The sequence below is a fragment of the Verrucomicrobiota bacterium genome (assembly GCA_016871675.1).
Lineage (GTDB): Bacteria > Verrucomicrobiota > Verrucomicrobiia > Limisphaerales > VHCN01 > VHCN01.
The window spans coordinates 1-17,528 of record VHCN01000071.1 but is presented as its reverse complement, the minus strand read 5'-3'; the positions used below and the strand labels follow the sequence as shown (position 1 = coordinate 17,528).

Below are 17,528 nucleotides of genomic sequence, written 5' to 3'. Positions count from 1 at the left end.
CTCGGCTTGCGTGGCCTCCCCTGCCCTGCCCTGCTCGCCGTGGTGGAACAAAGCGGGAAACGCGGCAACCTCAAGTTCTGCATTGCAAGCCGGACAGCGCCGCAGCGCGCAGAGTTCGGTCAAACCGCCCGCGAGGGCGGACTGGCAGCGCGGGCATGACAGCGGCTGCGCGTTCATGTCTAACCTCAACCGTCCTGAGGCGCCATGTCGCCGAAGATTTTGTTGTAAAGGCTGGCCGTCATGCCCATGAAGATCGAAATGGTGACGAGGAAACCAACGCACACGGCAAGAATTCCCAACCCGGCGAAGAGGCCGCCGACAAACATCAGCGCGAAGCACATCCACCAGTGCTTGCCGACGACCTTGCGGCTGAGGCTCATGGCCTGCCAGAAGCCCATGCGCTTGTCCGCGACAAGAGGGATTGCGAACATCCAGCAGATGCTCAGATAGATTAGAACGAAGAACGCCAGGAACAGCAGGATCCCGCCGACGATCATGAGCGGACCGCCTGCGGCGAAGTCCATCCGCCCGCCGCGCCCGCCGACTACCGCTCCGATAACGAGGAGCACGATGCCGGGAATCATGCACAAGCCGGCGAGGATGCTCGTCACCACGTGCGTCAGCATCAGATTCAGGAACCGCGGACCGAACCCGCTGAAGGCGTCGCCGATCGTGGCCTCCTGATTGCGCACGCGCTTGATGTAAAAGAGATACAAGCCGCCGATGAGCGGCCCTTGGATGATCAGCGCCACGATGCCGCCGATGAAGGGGATGAAGTTGCCGACCATCAGCACGAGATACACGAGGCATGTCGCGCCAATGCACGGCCAGAACTGCCCCTTCACCGCCTCCCAGCCCGCACTGAAGGCGTCGCCGATGCTCACATCGTAGTCGCGCGCGATGATTTCATCGGGCGAGACACTGCCGCGAAGTCCCGAGGTCGGCGCAAGTCCCTCCTTGATGCGCTGCGCGAAGGCGGGCTTGCACTCGGCGCACACGGCTTGTTCGCCGTAGCGGATGACTTGATCCGCGGGGACGGATTTGCCGCATTGCGAGCACGTGACCAGGCTCGCGGCCGAGTCGCCCGCAGCCGCCCCTCCTGAGAGCTGGCCGTAGGGCTGCCACGCTGCGAGGCCTTCGCGCCAGACGAGCGTGTCGGCACGAATGACCCCGTCGCGGACGAGTCCTTGAACTTGTTCCTCGGTGACCGGCCCTTTGGGTTGTCCCGCCTCGGAATAATACCAGTCCATGGAATGAATGGTTGGAGTTGCGGTTGAAATCTTGGACAGGCGAATTGTGAGCGAGCCCGCGCGGGCTTGGAAAGGACATTCTCAACATCCGGTCGGCGCCGGCGGTGTCAAGCCAGTCGATGGACATCACGCCAAGGTTGATCAGGAGCGCGAGCAGGACGACGACCAAGCACAAGCCGCCGCGTCCATCGCGGGGCGAATCGGCGGCGTGAATCGTGGCGGCGCCGGCGAGAAGCACGAAGGCGATGCGGTGCAGCTTCAAGCACCGACTGGTGCGGGCTAACTGGACTTCCGCAGCACGGTGTCGCGCTGGGACCACGCGTCGTCCGTGTTCGGGAAGTCGAGGGTGTAGTGCAGGCCGCGGCTCTCGGGACGCTGAAGCGCGCAGTTCACGATGAGTTCGGCGACGGTCGCGATGTTGCGCAATTCCAGCAGGTCGGAGGTGACGATGAAGTTCCAGTAGTATTGCTGGATTTCGTCCTGCAAGAGCGCGATGCGGGCCTTCGCGCGCTGGAGGCGCTTGGTGGTGCGCACGATGCCCACATAGTCCCACATGAGCCGGCGGATTTCATCCCAGTTGTGCGAGACGACAACAAGTTCGTCCGCGTTGGTCGCCTTGCCCGGCTGCCACGGCGGAATCTCGGTCATCGCGGGCGGGTGCGGGTCCGCGAGGACGCGCTGCGCCGCCCGGTGAGCGCAGACGAGCGCCTCGAGCAGCGAATTGCTCGCGAGGCGGTTCGCGCCGTGCAAGCCAGTGCACGCGACTTCGCCGACGGCGAAGAGGTTTGCGATTCCGGTCTCGCCCTCCACGTTTGTCACCACGCCGCCGCATTGGTAATGCGCCGCGGGCACAACGGGGATGGGTTCCGTCGTCATATCCACGCCAAACTTGAGACAAGTCTGGTGGATGTTGGGGAAACGCTGCACAAGGAAATCCGCGGGCTTGTGCGTGATGTCGAGCAGCACGAAGTCCGCGCCGGTGCGCTTCATCTCCGCGTCAATCGCGCGCGCCACCACGTCGCGCGGCGCGAGCGATTTCAGCGGGTGATACTTGCCCATGAACTCGACGCCGTCGGGCGTCTTGAGCACGCCGCCCTCGCCGCGCACAGCTTCGCTGATGAGGAACGACTTCGCCTTCGGGTGATACAGGCAGGTCGGGTGGAACTGCACGAACTCCATGTTCGCCACGGGCGCGCCGGCGCGGAACGCCATCGCCACGCCGTCGCCTGTCGCGATGTCAGGATTGGTCGTGTAGAGGTAAACCTTGCCGCAGCCGCCCGTCGCAAGGACGACCGTCTTCGCCGCAAAGGTCTCTACCGCGCCGGTGCGGCGGTCGAGCACGTAGGCGCCGAGGCAGCGGTTCGCGCCCGGCTGTCCAAGCTTCTGCGTGGTGATGAGGTCGATCGCGAAGTGGTCTTCGAAGACCTTGATGTTCGGCTGCGCGGCGACGGCGGCGAGCAGCGCGCGCTCGATTTCCCGTCCGGTCACGTCCTTTGCGTGGAGGATGCGGCGCTTGGAATGGCCGCCTTCCTTGGCGAGGTCCAGTTCGCGCGCGCCGTTGGATGCGGCGGCGCGCTCGGAGAATTTCATGCCCAGATCGATGAGTTCGGCGATTCGTGCCGGGCCTTCCTCGATGATGGTGCGGACGACCGGTTCGCGGCACAGGCCCGCGCCCGCGACGAGCGTGTCGCGCACGTGCGATTCGAAGGAGTCCTCCTTGCTCGTGACGGCCGCGATGCCGCCCTGCGCATAGTTGGTATTGGACTCGGCGCGATGCTTCTTGGTGACGATCGCTATGCGCCCGCGCGGCGCGACCTTGAGCGCGAAGGTCAGCCCCGCGATGCCGCTGCCGAGGATGAGAAAATCGAGCGCGCGCGCCATGCGTGGGCGAATGGTGTAAACCAAAGGCGCGAAGGCGCAAAGGCGCAAAGCGACGCGCTGCGGATTGGCGGCGGCGGGGCGGGAATGAGTCCCAAGGCCCCCATCGGCCGGAAAGGACGCGGAAGCCATTGCCCGCGACGCCACATGCGGCAATTCCCGGCTTCCGGTTTGACTCGCCGTCCCCTGCACGGCACGCTCGCGGCATGTTCGCTGCCCGCAGCAACACCGTGGAACGCGCCGTTACTTCCGCCCGACCCGAGGCACCCGCCGACGCTTGGAAGCAAATCGTCGAGCCGGTGCAGCCGTTCCTTGACTCGGTCGCGCGCCGCCTCGGCGAACAGGTCGAGGCGTTCGACCCGGAAATCTCGGCCTACGCCAGATACGCGCTCACGAACCAAGGGAAGCAGCTCCGTCCCGCGCTCGTCGCCCTCGCCGCGGGCGCGACCGGGCGGCTCTCGGACCCGCACGCCACCGTGGCCGTGATCGTCGAGATGGTGCACCTCGCGACGCTCGTGCACGACGACATCATGGACTCGGCGGAAATCCGCCGGCGCCGTCCGACGCTCGCAGCCAACTGGGGCAACTCCATCTCAGTGCTCGTGGGCGACTGCCTGTTCGCTCGCGCGCTGCAACTTGCGGCGAGCTTTCCCACGCCGGTCGTGTGCCGCGAAGTATCCGCGGCGACGAACACCGTGTGCTCGGGGGAAATCCTCCAGTCACACCGGCGGCTGAATTTCGCGGTGTCGCGCGCGGATTACTTCAAGGTCGTGGCGATGAAGACGGGCGAGCTCTTCGCGCTCTCCTGCGACCTCGGCGCGCGGCTCAATGCAGTGCCCGAGGCGCAGCGGGTGGCAATGCGCAACTACGGGCTCGCGCTGGGCACCGCGTATCAGGTGTATGACGACTGCCTCGATGTGTTCGGCTCGGAAGCCGAGGCAGGCAAGTCGTTGGGCACGGACCTCGCGAGCGGCAAGCTCACGCTGCCGTTGCTCGTGGTGCTCGAACGCTCCGAGCCTGCAGAGCGCGAGCAACTCAAGGAGTGGATCATGACGTGGCGCCCGCACTATTTGCCGCGCGTGCTCGAGTTGCTGGCGAAATACGGCTCGCTTGCCGAGTCGCGCGCGGTGATCGGGCAGTTTCTTGCGGACGCGCAGGCGAACCTGTCCGCCCTGTCCCTGAGCGAGAGCCGCGTGGCGCTGGTGATGTTAACGGAGTTCCTCGCCTCGGCGACCGAGGCGTTGGGAAAGAAGCCGTGACCCGGGGTCTCGGCGAAGCGTCATGATCCCGGCAAGCACCGACAAGCCTTCGGAGGAACAGGGGGCATCTCGACTTCCCGGCGAAACCGGCGATGAACCCGCCCTCATCGAGCGCGCCCGCGGCGGCGACCTCGACGCGTTCGACGAGTTGATCCGCCGCCATCAGGAGCGCATCTACGGCACGATCTACCACATGACGTCCAACCACGAGGACGCCGCGGATCTCGCGCAGGAGACATTCGTGAAGGCGTGGTCGGCGCTGAAAGGATTCAAGGGCAACTCGAGCTTCTTCACGTGGCTCTACAGGATTGCGGTCAACAAGACGATCAACTTCCTGAAGTCCCGCAAGAACAAGCGCCACATGAGCCTGAACGACCTGGACGCCGCGGGCGAGAACGACCCGTTGCTCGTGGAGTTGATCTCCAACCGGCACCCCCGCCGCGAAGCCGTGCTGGCGGAGTTGAAGGGAAAATTGAACACCGCCCTGATGAAGCTGTCCGAAGACCACAGGCTCGTGGTGACCCTGCATGACATCCAGGGGATGCCGCACGACAAGATCGCCGAGATCATGGGCTGCAATCCCGGCACGGTGCGCTCGCGGCTGTTTTACGCGAGGCAGGAACTGCAGGCGTGGCTGTCGGATTACGTGAAGTGAGTTAAGCAACCGGATATGGATCCCGCACCCGAGAACTTCGACAAACTGCAGAAGCTGCTGGCCTTGAAACGCCACGAGCAGCCGCCGCCGGGCTTCTTCGCGCGGTTCCCGGCGCAGGTGCGCGCGCGCATCGAGGGACACCAACGTGACGCCGCGCCTTCGTGGTGGCACCGGATGGTCGAGAGCCTCGACGCGCGTCCCATGCTCGCGGGCACCTACGGTCTCGCGGTCGGGGGCTTGCTGCTGCTCGCGGTGAACTTCCTCATCCAGCCAGAGCCGACGCCGGGCTTCGCGACCCAACCGCAAGAGAAGAAGGAACCTGTCCCCGCGCTCACGCCGACAAACCCGGCGACCCTCCTCGCCACGACCAATTTCCCCCCGCCCTCCAATGGCACGCCGCCGAGCTTCCTCGTGAATCCGGGTCAGGGCACGCAAGGCACGGTGATTCCCGCGAGCCTCACGAACCGGCCGTAAACCCCGCGGTTCAGTGCGCATGCGCGCGTCCGGTGCCGCACATCCCGCACGAGCTTGGCTTGCCGGTGCAGGCCGGTTCCCCTCCTCCTCCTCCTCTGGACGAGGCGAAGGTGGAGAACTTCTTCGTGAGCGACTTCGAGCCGCAGTGCGGACACGGCGTGCCATCCCATCGCGTCGAGCGCACGAGCACTTCGCTGTCTTTCTCGCAATCGCCACAGTGAAATTCGTAAATGGGCATGGCGCAACAGTAGTGGAATGCGTTGACCCGCTCAAGAGCGTCGCGCATCCGCCGCGACGCCGCCCTCCACTCGAAACGCCACCAACTCGCGTCCGCCGCAGTCCGCGCACCGGCCGGAATCGGTGATGAATTGCGCGAGACAACGCGGGCAATGACTGCGGTTGCAAGGCTCGCTTGGCGCGGGCGCGGCCAGCAACGCGGCGGGTTCGAGCTCCGCGTTTCGCAGCAGGTTCTCGACGCCGGCGAGCAAGGCCGCGCGCCACCGGGTTTCAGTGGCGACGGCCGCCTCGTCGCTCGACGAGAATTGAGGGAGCCGCGGATACACCAGGTCGCGCAACACAAGCCCGGCGAGCGCCCGAAACTCGCCGGGCCCGCAGACGGCGCGGGCCACTGCGAGCGGATGGGCGGTGCCGCCGAGATTCATCGTGAGACAGTCGTGTGCGCGGACGGCGGCGGGCGGCGCGACCAGCATCGTGAGCAAGTGCGTGAACGTGTCCGCATCGCGCCGCTCGCCAAACAGCGATTGGTGTGCGCGCGCAAACAGGAATGCCTGCGTCCCGGTCTGCACAAGCAGCGCGGCGAGCACGATGGGCCAGCAATGCGCCAGGCCCACGACCGCCATGGCCACGGGCAACGCCACGAACAGCGATGCGAACAACACCAACCCGGCGCAGCGCAACCGGCGCTGCCAGATGCGCGCCTCCTCAAGCCGGCGCTTCACCAGGTCCGCGTCGAAGTGGCGCCGCAACCATTCACGCTGAGCCTCCGCCCGCTGTTCGCGGCTCTGCTTCGACTGCGCGGCCAGCTCGCGGGCGATGTGCGTGGCGTGGTGCGAGGTGGGAGCCTTGAGGAAGAGCGCGCCGTTGAGGAAAACTTTTCGGCCCTCGCGCTCAATCAACGTCATGTCCTCGAATCGCGCGAAACCACCCGGCTGCGGCGGCCGGCCGTCCGGGTGCAGGCTGACGCCGGTCCACGCGAGCGCGCCGTCGGGCGATAGCGAAAGCGGCATCACCCGCGCCACGAGCGAAGTGCCGAGCGGTGGCAGGATTGGCGCGAGGCGAAATCCACCGCGGTCGTTCGGGAGCAGCGGGCCGCCGACACCAAACCGCCATGCCTTGCCGACCCACGCGGAGAAAAGGACATCGTTGCGACCGAGCCAGAAGGCGCACTCGCCGCCGTAAATCAGGGCGAGGACGAGCAGAAGTGTTTGCTGTTCGCTCATCGTGAAGGAGCGTGGAACTTCCGCCCGGCGCGATGCGAGTCGGAGGATGGCACGATGCGCGCAACCCGGCGCCCAAAACCTACGCGCTGCCCGGCGGCGGCGGCGCGAGTTCTCGTTCGCGGCCGAAAATGATCCGCTTGATGAACGCGCCGATGGCAACGACGACCACCACGACGAGTTTCCACACTTTCTTGAACATGAGCGCAAGCCAGCCGAAGAAGCCGAGCTTGGCGGCGACCGCGGCACCCGCACCGGTGACGAGCGCGGCGAGCCCGTATTGGGCAACCTTGTCGCCGGACTTGTATTCGGCGTATCGCTGTCCCTGCTTGAACTGGTGGCCTTCGAGCAATGTGCGAAACGCGGGCAGCGTGATGGTGAGTTGCTCCGGGGGGACGACGAGGATCACTTCCATCACGCCCTTGCGTCCGAGCACGCGCACGTTGTAGTTGAGGATGAGCCGTCCCTCGCTCTCGGCGCGGATGGCCCACTCGAGGTTGTGGGATTTCTCGTCGTAAGCGGGCTGTTTCTCCCAGCCGATGATGTTCAGCGGCGCGACGCCGTTCTTCTTGCGGTATTCGTTGCCGGCATCGTTGTTGGATTTGATGGTCTTGAGCAGCTTGTCGGCGTCGAGCTGATTTTTCTCGTCGTCCTTGACGTAGCCCACCTCGTCAAAAAGAAAGACCACGAACCACTTCGCGGCCTCGCTGAAGATCGCACCGAGCTCGCGGCCGGACACGGGCTCGCCGCTGCTGCGCATCATCTCCTGCACCATCGCGCCGTCGGCGAAGCGGTAGCCCGCGGGCACCTGCACGTCGGCGTAATCCTTGAGCGGCACCTTCGCCGGGCCTTTCGTAAAGCGCGAGTCCTCCTTCTCGGCGGCGCGCAGCGGCAGGGGGGCGATGGCCAGCGTGCAAAGCACGGCGGCGAGTCGTGGGAGTGTGGTCATGGTTCCTTTGGAAGCATCCGCACGGCAGCATCGCGGACGCGAGTGGTTAAACCCGAAGCCACCGGCCGCGTCAAGCCGCCGCGCCTGCGCCAAGAGGCTTCCCTTCGCTGCGGGAACACCCTTACCCTTGCCGCGTGACGGACCGCCCGCGCCACTTCGGCAGCGACAACTACGCCGGCATCTGCCCCGAGGCTTGGCGCTCGCTCGACCACGCCAACCGCGGCCACACGCAGAGTTACGGCGACGATTACTGGACGGCGAAAGCAAGCGACCTCATCCGCGGCGTGTTCGACATGGCGTGCGAAGTCTTCTTCGTGTTCAACGGCACGGCCGCCAACTCCCTCTCGCTCGCGTCCATGGGGCAGTCCTTCCACAGCATCCTTTGCCACGAGACCGCGCATGTGGAGACCGACGAGTGCGGCGCACCGGAGTTTTTCTCGAACGGGATGAAGGTCCTGCAGGTCCCCGGCGCGGGCGGCAAGATGGACCCCGCCGGCATCGAGCGGATGGTGACGAAGCGCACGGACATCCATTACCCGAAGCCCCGCGCCGTGAGCGTGACGCAGGCGACGGAACTGGGCACGGTCTACACGCCCGACGAACTGAAGGCCATCTGGGCAAAGACAAAGCACCACGGGCTCAAGCTGCACATGGACGGCGCGCGCTTCGCGAACGCGGTTGCGTCGCTCGGCTGCCAGCCGAAGGAAATCACGTGGCAATCCGGCGTGGACGTTTTGTGCTTCGGCGGCACGAAGAACGGCACGGCGGTCGGCGACGCCGTGGTGTTCTTCAACCGCGAACTCGCGCATGAGTTTGAGTGGCGTTGCAAGCAAGCCGGGCAACTGTGCTCGAAGATGCGCTTCCTCTCCGCGCCGTGGGTCGGGATGCTCGAGGACGGCGCATGGCTGCGTCACGCCGCGCATGCAAACGCGATGGCCGCGCTGCTGCACGACCTGCTCGCGCCGATTGCCGAGGTGAGGATTCTCTTTCCGCGCCAGGCCAACGCGGTCTTCGCCGACCTGCCGCCGTTCGTCATCGCCGCGCTGCGCAAGGCGGGTTGGAAATTCTACACCTTCATCGGACAAGGCGGTTGCCGGCTCATGTGCGCGTGGGACACCACGGAGCAGGACGTGCGCGACTTCGTGTCCGATTTGAAGCGCCTGCTCCTCGAGGCGCCGCCGGACATCCCCGCGGTGTCGACCGACCATCGCAAACTGTGAGACGCCGCGCCTTCATCGCACTCCTCGGCGCGGGCGGCGCGGGTGCTTGCTTCGCCAGCCAATCACCGCGGCTGGTGCGCCACGAGTATGAGCAGCCGCAGATGGGCGTGCCGTTCCGCATCGTCCTGTATGCGAGCGACGAGCCGCACGCGCTCACGGCCGTCCGGGCCGCCTTCGACCGCATCGCGCAGATCAACGCGGCCCTGAGCGATTACGAGGAGGACAGCGAGCTCTCGCGGCTGTCGCGCAGCAGCGGCTCGGGGACATTGGTGAGGATCAGCGAGGATTTGTGGCGCGTGCTCGACCGCGCGCAGCGCGTGGCGCGGGCGAGTGATGGCGCGTTCGACGTGACGTGCGGACCGCTCGTGCACCTCTGGCGACGGGCGCGGCGCCAGCGAGCCTTGCCCGAACCCGCCAAGCTCGAAGAGGCGCGCCGCGCCACGGGCTTTGCAAAACTCTCGCTCGCGGACAAGCCGCGCGGCGCCCGGCTTGTGACGCCCGGCATGCGGCTCGACCTCGGCGGCATCGCCAAGGGGTTTGCGGCCGATGAGGCGATGAAGGCGTTGCGCGCGCACGGCGTGACTCGCGCGCTCGTCTCGGGCGGCGGTGACATGGCGGTGGGCGACGCCCCGCCGGGCCGGAGCGGGTGGCGGGTGGAACTTGCCGCGCATGACGCCCCGGGCGCGCCCGCGACGGAGTTCATCGAACTGGAAGACTGCGGTTTTGCGACGTCGGGCGATTTGTTCCAGCACGTCGAAATCAGCGGGAGGCGCTATTCGCACATCGTGGACCCGCGCACGGGCATCGGGCTCACGGACCACAGCCTCGTGTTTGTCATCGCGCCGGATGCAATGCGCGCGGACAGTCTCTCGACCGCCGTCAGCGTGCTCGGGCCGGTGGCGGGATTGAAGCTGGTCGCGCGAACTTCCGGCGCGGAGGCGCGCATCGTGCGGAAGCCCTTGGACCGCATTGAAACCGCAGAGTCGCCCGGCTTCGCGAGGTATCGCGCGTGGAAGTGAGAGGAAAAGCCCGCGCTCCTTCCGGAACGCGGGCTTGTTCCACGAGACTTCGGGGGCAGCCAGACGCTACGCCGACTTCGTCGCCGCGGGCTTGGGGGCGCGCAACACATCCGTCCGGCCGGGCACGGGCAACGGGTAGCCGCCTTCGGGCAGGGGCATCGTGGGCGGGTTCAACTTGAGCGCGTCGGCGAACGACACCTTGTCGATGCCGGGCACCATCGTGTCGATGTCCGAAGCGACGGCCGCGTCCCACGTGATTTCCTTGCCAGAGTAGGTGGCCATGCGGCCGAGCACGGCGGTCATCGAGCTGACGGCCCCGTATTCGGCTTCGTTGAAGGGCTTGTCGTTTCGAATCGCGTCGAAGAGGTCGTCGTGCTCCTGCTGGTAGGCGTCCTTGCCGCCGCCCTGATGGCGCCACGGGTTCTGGCCGAGGATGATGTGCCGGTGGATGTCGCTTCGGCCCTTCGTGCCGATGGCGTATTCGCCGACTTCGTTCCAGCAACCCAATTGGTGGCGGCACTGGCTGAAGCACACCGAGCCATCCTCGTAGAAATACTCGACGACGTGGTGGTCGAAGATCTCGCCGTAGTCCTTGCCCTTGCGCGTTTCGCAACCGCCGTTGCCGCGGGCGCGGACGGGGTGGCCCTTCTTGACCCAGTTGATGACGTCGAGGTTGTGGATGTGCTGCTCGCAGATGTGGTCGCCGCAAAGCCACACGAAGTAATACCAGTTGCGGAGTTGATATTCCATTTCAGTGAGCTTGCGGCCGTAGATTTCCTCGAGGGGCCGGTCGTTGCCGATCCTGACGCTGCGGGGCTTGACCCACGGCGTGTTGCCGTTCCAGTAGGCGCGCATGGCGACAATGTCGCCAATCTGGCCGTCGTGAAGGCGCTTCATCGTCTCGAGGTAGCCAAGTTGGTGATGCCGCTGCAGGCCGACGCCGACCTTGAGTTTTTTCTGCTTCGCCTCCTGCGCGGCGGCCATGACCTTTCGAAAGCCGGGCGCGTCCACGCACACGGGCTTCTCCATGAAGACGTGCTTGCCCTGCCGGACGGCCTCCTCGAATTGCATCGGGCGAAATCCCGGCGGCGTCGCGAGAATGACGAGGTCGGCAAGCGCGATGGCTTTCTTGTAGGCGTCGAAGCCGAGGAACTGGTTCTCGTCCTTCACCTGGACCTTGTCCTTGTGGCTGCGTTGGAGGCCGGCAAGGCTGCCCTTCATGCGGTCCTCGTGAACGTCCGCCACGGCGACGAGCTTGACGCTCTCGCCGGTCCTCAAGGCCTGGTCGGCCGCGCCGGACCCGCGCCCGCCCATGCCGATGAGGGCGACCTTGATGGTGTCACCCGGCGATGCCGCGTGGGCGAAGCGCTCGACGGGCATTGTGGTGAGGGCGGCGGCGCCCGCGGCGGCGGAGGTGGATTTCAGAAACCCGCGGCGTGTCAGTGGCGCGGCCGGTTGAGGAAGGATGATGTGGCTCATGTTCGGGTTCGGGTTGGGCGTTCGATGTGTGGTGTGCTTCCGGAAACGGGCGCAGTCTAATGCGGAACGGCGGCTTGTCCAGCGCGGCGGCGAGGCCGCTCGAAACGCATCAGTCAATCCGCCCCGGCGTGGGCTCCGTTGCGGCGGGTGCCCTCGGCGCGGCGTTCTTCACGTGCTTGTCGAACCACGCGGTCATCTCCGCAAGGGTGTGCTCGACCGATTCGCGCGCCTCGTAGTTGTGCGATTCGAACGGGAGCAGGACAAGCCGCGCGACCCCGCCGTGGCCTTTCACGGCTTGGAAGAGTCGCTCGCTCTGCACGGGGAAGGTGCCGGGATTGTTGTCATCCTGCCCGTGGATGAGCAGCAGCGGTTCGTTGACTTTGTCGGCGTGCATGAAGGGTGACATCTTCAGGTAAACTTCCGGCGATTCCCAAAGTGTGCGGCGCTCGTTCTGGAATCCGAACGGCGTGAGCGTGCGGTTGTAGGCGCCGCTGCGCGCGATGCCCGCGCGGAAGAGGTCCGAGTGCGCCAGCAGGTTCGCCGTCATGAACGCGCCGTAACTGTGCCCGCCGACGCCGATGCGGTCGGGGTCGGTGACGCCGAGTTCGACCGCCTTGTCCACGGCGGCCTTGGCGCTGGCCACGACCTGCTCGACGAACGTGTCATTCGCCGTTTTGTCCTTCCCGACGACCGGCATCGAGACGCCGTCGAGCACCACATAGCCTTGCGTGAGCAGGAAGAGATGCGAGATGCCGCTGAACGTGGTGAAGCGATTGGCCGTGCCGGAGACCTGTCCAGCCGTGTCGGCGTCGCTGAACTCGCGCGGATACGCCCACACCACGGTGGGCATGCGCGTGCCGGGCTTGTAATCCGGCGGCAGGTAGAGCGTGAAGGACAGCGGCACGCCGTCCGCCCGTTGATAGGTGACGATCTGCTTGCGGATACCCCGCAACTGCGGGGCGGGATCAGGAAACGCGGTCAGCGCGAGCGCGTTCGTGCCGGGAAGAGTCCGCAGAAAATAGTTCGGCGGGTTCCCCGGCGACTCGCGGCGCGTGATGACCTTCGAGGCATCGTCCGCCACGAGCGCCACCACGGTTTCGTGGTGCAAGTCGTCGCACTGGAACAGCCGCTCGGTTTGCAGGCTCTTGAGGTCGAGTCGGTCGAGGAACGGGCGCTCGCCCTCGGGCGATGCACCGGAGCCGATCAGGTAAATGCAGTTCTCGTGGACGCGCATCACACGGTGGCCCGAGGGCAGTGGCCGGAGCAACGGCGAGCCGGGATCCTTGTAGCGATCCTGCGAGGAGAGGTTCCAGAGCAGCCGCGGTTCCTCGTCGGGATCGTCGGGATTGAGCAGCCAGGTCTTCGTCCAACGGCGCGACGCGGAGTATTCGCGCAGCAACGCCACGTAGTTCCGCTGCCCCCAAATCAGGCCGTTGAAGCGCGTCTCGGTTTTTGCGAGTTCTGCCGGGTCTGCGGTGAACGGCGCCTTCAACGCCAGCACGCGGTCGCGATGCGGCACGCGCTTGCGCGGGTCGCCGCCGTCGAGCGCTTCGACCCATACGAGCGTCGCGGGCGCGGTCGGCCGCCAGTGGTAATGCCGGGGACCGGGCAGCACGCCACCGATGGGCACTTCCTCCGCAAGCGGGAGGTTCGCCAGCAGGTGCTCGAGGCGCCCGGTCCGGTCCCACACTTCGACCGAACGCGGGAACGCCGACGCCGGGAGTTGATACGAGAACGGTCTGCGCAAGCGCGACACCAGCACGTGCTGGCCGTCGGGCGACGGCTCGAACGAGCTGTAAATCCCCGGCTTGCCGAGCGGCGTGATCGCCGCGGTCTTCACGTTGACGACGGCGAGCTGCGCGGTGCAGAAGTAGCGGAAAAGTTCCTCGTCGTGCGCGCTCGCGAGCAGGTCCTGGAACGTCCGCACGGGCGCGAGCTTGCCTGCTGCCTCCTGCACCGCGGGCCCTGCGGGCACCTTGGGCTCGGCGGGCGGGGTCTTCTCGCGCGTGGCCGGGATCGTCTGCGTGAGGATGTGCTGGCTGTCCGGCATCCATTGGAACGATTCGCCGTGTGCCGCGTTCACAACCACACCTTTGACCCGCCGCGCGGCGCCCGTCGAAACTTCGCCGGCCCACAGCTCGACTTCACGCGTCCCAAATCGCAGGAAGGCAAACTGCGTCCCGTCCGGCGACCACACGGGAAGCGACAGGCGCGAGTTGGGCGGCAGGATGACCTTTCGTTCGCGGCCGTCGGCGATGGTCTTGAGCGTGAGCGAGACCGCGCGGTGCGTCGCCACAGGGCCGTTGTTGAGCGGGTTGATGCGCAATCCCGCAAGACCCTTCCACGGCGCCGCGACCTCCACGAGCGAGGGGTGCCGCACGCGCTGCAACAAAAGCATGCGATCCCGGCCCGGCCCAAGCGCGACGATCGGCGGGGCCGGGGAATCCAGAATCGCCGGGATTGGCGCCGGTGCCGGACGATACTTCTCGTCGGCCCGCGCGCACACGGCGAAGACTGCCGGGACCAGCCAAAGCCAGGCGCGCGGCGGAGCGCGACGCGAGGAGTTCAATGCTGGAATCATGTTCCGGTCGTCTTCGTGCTGGCTTTCGGAGTCTTGCAGAGTCCGCACGCTCATGCAAGCGATGAGGTCCGCGCGCAGGCCGCGCGTTCACTCTCCCGCGAAATCCCCGCACTTTCCGGTTCATGTTTGGCGAACGTGGACTTATGCTCTGCGGCGTGGCCGGTCCCTTCTTGACTCCCTTGCGCGCCACGACGCGTTTCTGCGCGGTCTTCGGCCATCCGGTGCGCCACTCGGCCTCGCCCGCGATGCAAAACGCCGGCCTTGCCGCGCTCGGCTTGAACTGGCGCTACCTCGCCTGCGAAGTCCATCCCGACCACCTCGCCGCCGCCATCGAGGGCGCCAAGGCCATGCGCTTCATCGGTCTGAACCTCACCCTCCCCCACAAGTTGCTCGCCCTCGGCATGGTGGATGTGCTCGACGAATCCGCCAAGATGTGGGGCGCGGTCAACACCATCCGCTTCGAGGCGCTCGGCGCTGATGGCCGCTGGATGTCGTTGTCCGAAGTCGCCGCCGATGACCTCACCACGCTGCGCAGCCACGGCTTCAACACCGACGCCGACGCGCTCACCCGTTCCTTGAAGGAAGACCTCCACTGCGAACCCCGCGGCTCCCGCGTGCTCCTGCTCGGCGCCGGTGGCGCGGGCCGCGCCGCCGCCGTGAAACTCGCCGCCGACGGCGCCGCCGAGCTCTTCATCGCCAACCGCACCGCATCCAAGGCCGAGGAACTCGCCGCCGAAATCCGCCAGCGTTTTCCGCAGACCACCGTCGCCACCGGTTACCCGCCCGGCCCCGTGGACCTCCTCATCAACGCCACCTCCCTCGGCCTGCGGATGGTGGACGCCATGCCGCTCGACGTCACAACATTCCGCGTGTCGCGCGCGCGCGCCGTTTACGACATGATTTACACCCCCGCCGAGACGCCCCTGCTCGCCGCCGCCAAGGCCGCCGGCTGCCGCGTCGCCAACGGCTTCGGCATGCTCCTCCACCAAGGCGCTCGCGCCCTCGAAATCTGGACCGGCCGCCCCTCCCCGCTGGACCCCATGCGCCGCGCGCTCAAGGAACAGGTGTATGGAAGCTGACCTGCGGACATTCCCGCTCGCGCAAGGCGGCACGGGGCTGCCCGGCACACGCGCCCTTGAACTCTCCGCGATGCGCCATTCGCAAGCCGCGTCCCGCGTTTCCCCGTGACTGACGCCAGCCCATTCGTCGCGTTGCCCAAGCCCTTCTGGGCCGCCGTGTTCTTCGTCTTCGGCGCGATCGTCGGCAGCTTCCTCAACGTCTGCATCCACCGGATGCCCCGGGGCGAAAGCCTCGTGTTCCCCGGCTCGCACTGCCCCGGCTGCGGTTACGCGATCCCGTGGCACCAGAACATCCCGCTGTGGTCCTGGCTCGCGCTCGGCGGCCGATGCGCCAATTGCCAGTCCCCCATCAGCGCCCGCTACATGCTCGTCGAACTCCTCACCGCCGTCCTCTTCGCCGCCACCTGGATCGCTTTCGGCCCCGCCGCGCCGTGGATCGCCGTCGTCTCCAGCGTGCTCATCGCCGGCCTCATCGCCGCCACCTTCATCGACTTCGAGCACTATATCATCCCCGACGAAATCACCTTCGGCGGCATGGCCGCCGGGTTCATCCTCTCCGCCTTCGTCCCCGGCATGCACATGCTCGAACACACCGCCGAGGCCATGAAAAGCAGCGCCCTCGGCATCGGCGTCGGCGCCGGCATCATCTACGCCATCCTGCGCCTCGGAAAACTCTTCTTCGGCCGGCAACACATCGGCTGGCAGGGCGACCAGCGCATCCTCTTCGGCGAATCCTCCCTGCACCTGCCCGCCCAAGAAGTCCCCTACGAGGAACTCTTCTACCGCAAAAGCGACGCCGTCCGCTTCCGCGCCCGCACCCTCGAAATGGTGGACCGCTGCTACTGGAACGTGGACGTCGCCCTGCGGCAGGACCGGCTGCACATCGGCGCGGACACCTTCGACCCCGAGACCGTGCTCCACCTCGAGGCGACCACGGGGCAAGTCGAACTGCCGCGCGAGGCGATGGGCTTTGGCGACGTGAAGTTCATGGCCGCCATCGGAGCGTTCCTCGGCCCCAAGGCCGTGATCTTCTGCCTGATGCTCAGCTCCGTCATCGGCTCCATCGTGGGCGTGACGCTCATCCTCCTGCGCCGCCAGGAATGGTCCAGCAAACTGCCCTACGGCCCCTACATCGCACTCGCCGCCGTCGTGTGGATCTTCGTCCGCGGGCACATCCTCGAATGGCTCGTCCGCGAGTGATCGCCCCACGATCCGCATGCCGCATGCCGCATCCAAGCCCGTCGCTCCCCTCCCCACAGCAATGCGCCTAGCTGGCCCGCCGCGTGATCTTCACCGTGTTGCTTTCCTTCTTGTAAGGCGATTGCTGTGCGCGCCAGCACACCAGCCATGCGAGGCAGATATCCAGAAGTTCCCGTTACCCCGACTCCTGTTCGTCACGCCTTGCAGGATGTGCGATACAAAAACGGCACTCTGAGCCTCAAACCGGCCCTGAACGGGCACTCGATCCCTCCCGCAGTTGCGGAAACCGCTCCACCCTGCCCTGCAACAGCCACCAAAGCGCCCCGGCGTCAGTCAGAATACCGAGGACGCCCAAGAACCCGCTCCGCCGCCCGAACGCACCGCGGAGAAGCCGTTAGATGCAGCGAATGGTTAGGCCGCGTTGTCATGCGATGAACAATGTGCCAATCGATAAGAGTAACCCCAATGCAATCAAGCCAAATACTAGCCCGCGCAAGTTTCCGGCCCGAGCAAGATCAACTTCGGATTCGGCTTCGGTTCTTCGGCGACGGAGTGCAATCGATGTCAACCCACACACGAGCCAAGCGCCAAACGTGGCAGGAAAATAGAATATCGTGATGGCCAAGCCGCCTTGGTCATGGAATGTGCCCGCGGGGCGAGTGAGAATCCAACCCCACACACTGAGCGTAAATACAATGGACGCCAACGTGAGAGTCACTGCAGTTTGTGCCAGAGTTCGATTAGTCATGTGCTGCGAAGCGGCCTGACGCCAGAACGGACCGACGCGGGCGGCCAGAGGCGTCTTGAATTGGAAACTGACGCAACCCGCCCGCGTTCGCTCCAGTGATCTTGTTCGGCCACTTCATCAAGGTATCTCTCGCTTCTCGGCTTCCGTCTTCTTACGAATCCTTTGCATCGTGGACCTGCGGCAGGCGGGGCAGTAGCCGAGTCGCCTGGGTTCCCCTGCCGCCTTGTAGCGGATGCCGCCGGAATCCCATACATCGCGTTTGTGACCACAGGAACATTCG

15 protein-coding genes are annotated in these 17,528 nt (G+C 66.0%); 8 read left to right on the top strand and 7 right to left on the bottom strand.

Features of this window, described 5'->3' with window-relative positions; translation table 11 throughout:
• Positions 1-185: 185 nt before the first annotated feature.
• On the bottom strand, positions 186-1,250 hold the full coding sequence (locus tag FJ386_12885; protein ID MBM3877591.1) for a DUF4339 domain-containing protein: 1,065 nt from the start codon (positions 1,248-1,250) through the stop codon (positions 186-188).
• Positions 1,251-1,296: 46 nt separating this feature from the next.
• Between FJ386_12885 and FJ386_12880 the strand changes: the two genes are divergently transcribed.
• Positions 1,297-1,533, top strand: coding sequence for a hypothetical protein (locus FJ386_12880; protein MBM3877590.1), 237 nt, complete (start codon positions 1,297-1,299; stop codon positions 1,531-1,533).
• On the opposite strand, the gene nadB is transcribed toward FJ386_12880, so the two are convergent.
• Positions 1,530-3,131: an L-aspartate oxidase gene (gene nadB / locus FJ386_12875; GenBank protein ID MBM3877589.1), complete on the bottom strand. Its 1,602-nt coding sequence runs from the start codon at positions 3,129-3,131 to the stop codon at positions 1,530-1,532. The two genes, FJ386_12880 and nadB, sit on opposite strands and share 4 nt — an antisense overlap.
• 203 nt (positions 3,132-3,334) lie before the next feature.
• Between nadB and FJ386_12870 the strand changes: the two genes are divergently transcribed.
• Genes FJ386_12870 through FJ386_12860 form a run of 3 tightly spaced genes read left to right on the top strand, consistent with a single transcriptional unit; the run spans position 3,335 to position 5,516 of the window.
• Positions 3,335-4,387: a polyprenyl synthetase family protein gene (locus FJ386_12870; GenBank protein ID MBM3877588.1), complete on the top strand. Its 1,053-nt coding sequence runs from the start codon at positions 3,335-3,337 to the stop codon at positions 4,385-4,387.
• A 22-nt stretch (positions 4,388-4,409) separates the two neighbouring features.
• Positions 4,410-5,042, top strand: a complete 633-nt coding sequence (locus FJ386_12865) for a sigma-70 family RNA polymerase sigma factor (GenBank protein ID MBM3877587.1) — start codon at positions 4,410-4,412, stop codon at positions 5,040-5,042.
• Positions 5,043-5,057: 15 nt separating this feature from the next.
• Positions 5,058-5,516 (top strand): hypothetical protein, encoded by a 459-nt coding sequence (locus FJ386_12860; GenBank protein MBM3877586.1) that lies wholly within the window; start codon positions 5,058-5,060, stop codon positions 5,514-5,516.
• Positions 5,517-5,526: 10 nt separating this feature from the next.
• On the opposite strand, the gene FJ386_12855 is transcribed toward FJ386_12860, so the two are convergent.
• The 3 genes from FJ386_12855 to FJ386_12845 all read right to left on the bottom strand — a co-directional run bounded on the left by FJ386_12855 (position 5,527) and on the right by FJ386_12845 (position 7,922).
• On the bottom strand, positions 5,527-5,754 hold the full coding sequence (locus tag FJ386_12855; protein ID MBM3877585.1) for a zinc ribbon domain-containing protein: 228 nt from the start codon (positions 5,752-5,754) through the stop codon (positions 5,527-5,529).
• Positions 5,755-5,785: 31 nt separating this feature from the next.
• Entirely contained in the window at positions 5,786-6,976 is a 1,191-nt protein-coding gene (locus tag FJ386_12850) for a hypothetical protein (GenBank protein ID MBM3877584.1), read from the bottom strand.
• A 79-nt stretch (positions 6,977-7,055) separates the two neighbouring features.
• Entirely contained in the window at positions 7,056-7,922 is an 867-nt protein-coding gene (locus tag FJ386_12845) for a DUF2167 domain-containing protein (protein MBM3877583.1), read from the bottom strand.
• Positions 7,923-8,056: 134 nt separating this feature from the next.
• Here FJ386_12845 and FJ386_12840 point away from each other — a divergent pair, with 134 nt between their 5' ends.
• Entirely contained in the window at positions 8,057-9,142 is a 1,086-nt protein-coding gene (locus FJ386_12840; protein MBM3877582.1) for a low specificity L-threonine aldolase, read from the top strand.
• Positions 9,139-10,161: an FAD:protein FMN transferase gene (locus tag FJ386_12835; GenBank protein MBM3877581.1), complete on the top strand. Its 1,023-nt coding sequence runs from the start codon at positions 9,139-9,141 to the stop codon at positions 10,159-10,161. The genes FJ386_12840 and FJ386_12835 overlap by 4 nt, the downstream gene beginning before the upstream one ends.
• Before the next feature lie 66 nt (positions 10,162-10,227).
• Here the strand turns inward: FJ386_12835 and FJ386_12830 are convergent, their stop codons facing one another.
• Both FJ386_12830 and FJ386_12825 read right to left on the bottom strand, forming a co-directional pair.
• The gene (locus tag FJ386_12830; GenBank protein ID MBM3877580.1) at positions 10,228-11,640 is read right to left on the bottom strand and encodes a Gfo/Idh/MocA family oxidoreductase; all 1,413 of its coding nucleotides are present in this window, start codon (positions 11,638-11,640) and stop codon (positions 10,228-10,230) included.
• 109 nt (positions 11,641-11,749) lie between these two features.
• A complete protein-coding gene (locus FJ386_12825) occupies positions 11,750-14,275 on the bottom strand; it encodes a S9 family peptidase (protein ID MBM3877579.1) in 2,526 nt (841 codons plus the stop codon).
• An 89-nt stretch (positions 14,276-14,364) separates the two neighbouring features.
• Between FJ386_12825 and FJ386_12820 the strand changes: the two genes are divergently transcribed.
• Together FJ386_12820 and FJ386_12815 are read left to right on the top strand one after the other, a co-directional pair.
• Complete coding sequence (locus FJ386_12820) at positions 14,365-15,300, top strand: shikimate dehydrogenase (protein MBM3877578.1); 936 nt, start codon at positions 14,365-14,367, stop codon at positions 15,298-15,300.
• Between the two features lie 105 nt (positions 15,301-15,405).
• Entirely contained in the window at positions 15,406-16,500 is a 1,095-nt protein-coding gene (locus FJ386_12815; GenBank protein MBM3877577.1) for a prepilin peptidase, read from the top strand.
• Positions 16,501-17,528: the final 1,028 nt, after the last annotated feature.

Excerpts from the sequence above, each read along its gene's own strand:
- FJ386_12850 (MBM3877584.1), bottom strand. The coding sequence starts at position 6,976 with ATGAGCGAACAGCAAACACTTCTGCTCGTCCTCGCCCTGATTTACGGC.
- FJ386_12845 (MBM3877583.1), bottom strand. The coding sequence starts at position 7,922 with ATGACCACACTCCCACGACTCGCCGCCGTGCTTTGCACGCTGGCCATC.
- FJ386_12855 (MBM3877585.1), bottom strand. The coding sequence starts at position 5,754 with ATGCCCATTTACGAATTTCACTGTGGCGATTGCGAGAAAGACAGCGAA.
- FJ386_12870 (MBM3877588.1), top strand. The coding sequence starts at position 3,335 with ATGTTCGCTGCCCGCAGCAACACCGTGGAACGCGCCGTTACTTCCGCC.
- FJ386_12830 (MBM3877580.1), bottom strand. The coding sequence starts at position 11,640 with ATGAGCCACATCATCCTTCCTCAACCGGCCGCGCCACTGACACGCCGC.
- FJ386_12865 (MBM3877587.1), top strand. The coding sequence starts at position 4,410 with ATGATCCCGGCAAGCACCGACAAGCCTTCGGAGGAACAGGGGGCATCT.
- FJ386_12825 (MBM3877579.1), bottom strand. The coding sequence starts at position 14,275 with ATGAGCGTGCGGACTCTGCAAGACTCCGAAAGCCAGCACGAAGACGAC.
- FJ386_12885 (MBM3877591.1), bottom strand. The coding sequence starts at position 1,250 with ATGGACTGGTATTATTCCGAGGCGGGACAACCCAAAGGGCCGGTCACC.
- nadB (MBM3877589.1), bottom strand. The coding sequence starts at position 3,131 with ATGGCGCGCGCGCTCGATTTTCTCATCCTCGGCAGCGGCATCGCGGGG.
- FJ386_12820 (MBM3877578.1), top strand. The coding sequence starts at position 14,365 with ATGCTCTGCGGCGTGGCCGGTCCCTTCTTGACTCCCTTGCGCGCCACG.
- FJ386_12860 (MBM3877586.1), top strand. The coding sequence starts at position 5,058 with ATGGATCCCGCACCCGAGAACTTCGACAAACTGCAGAAGCTGCTGGCC.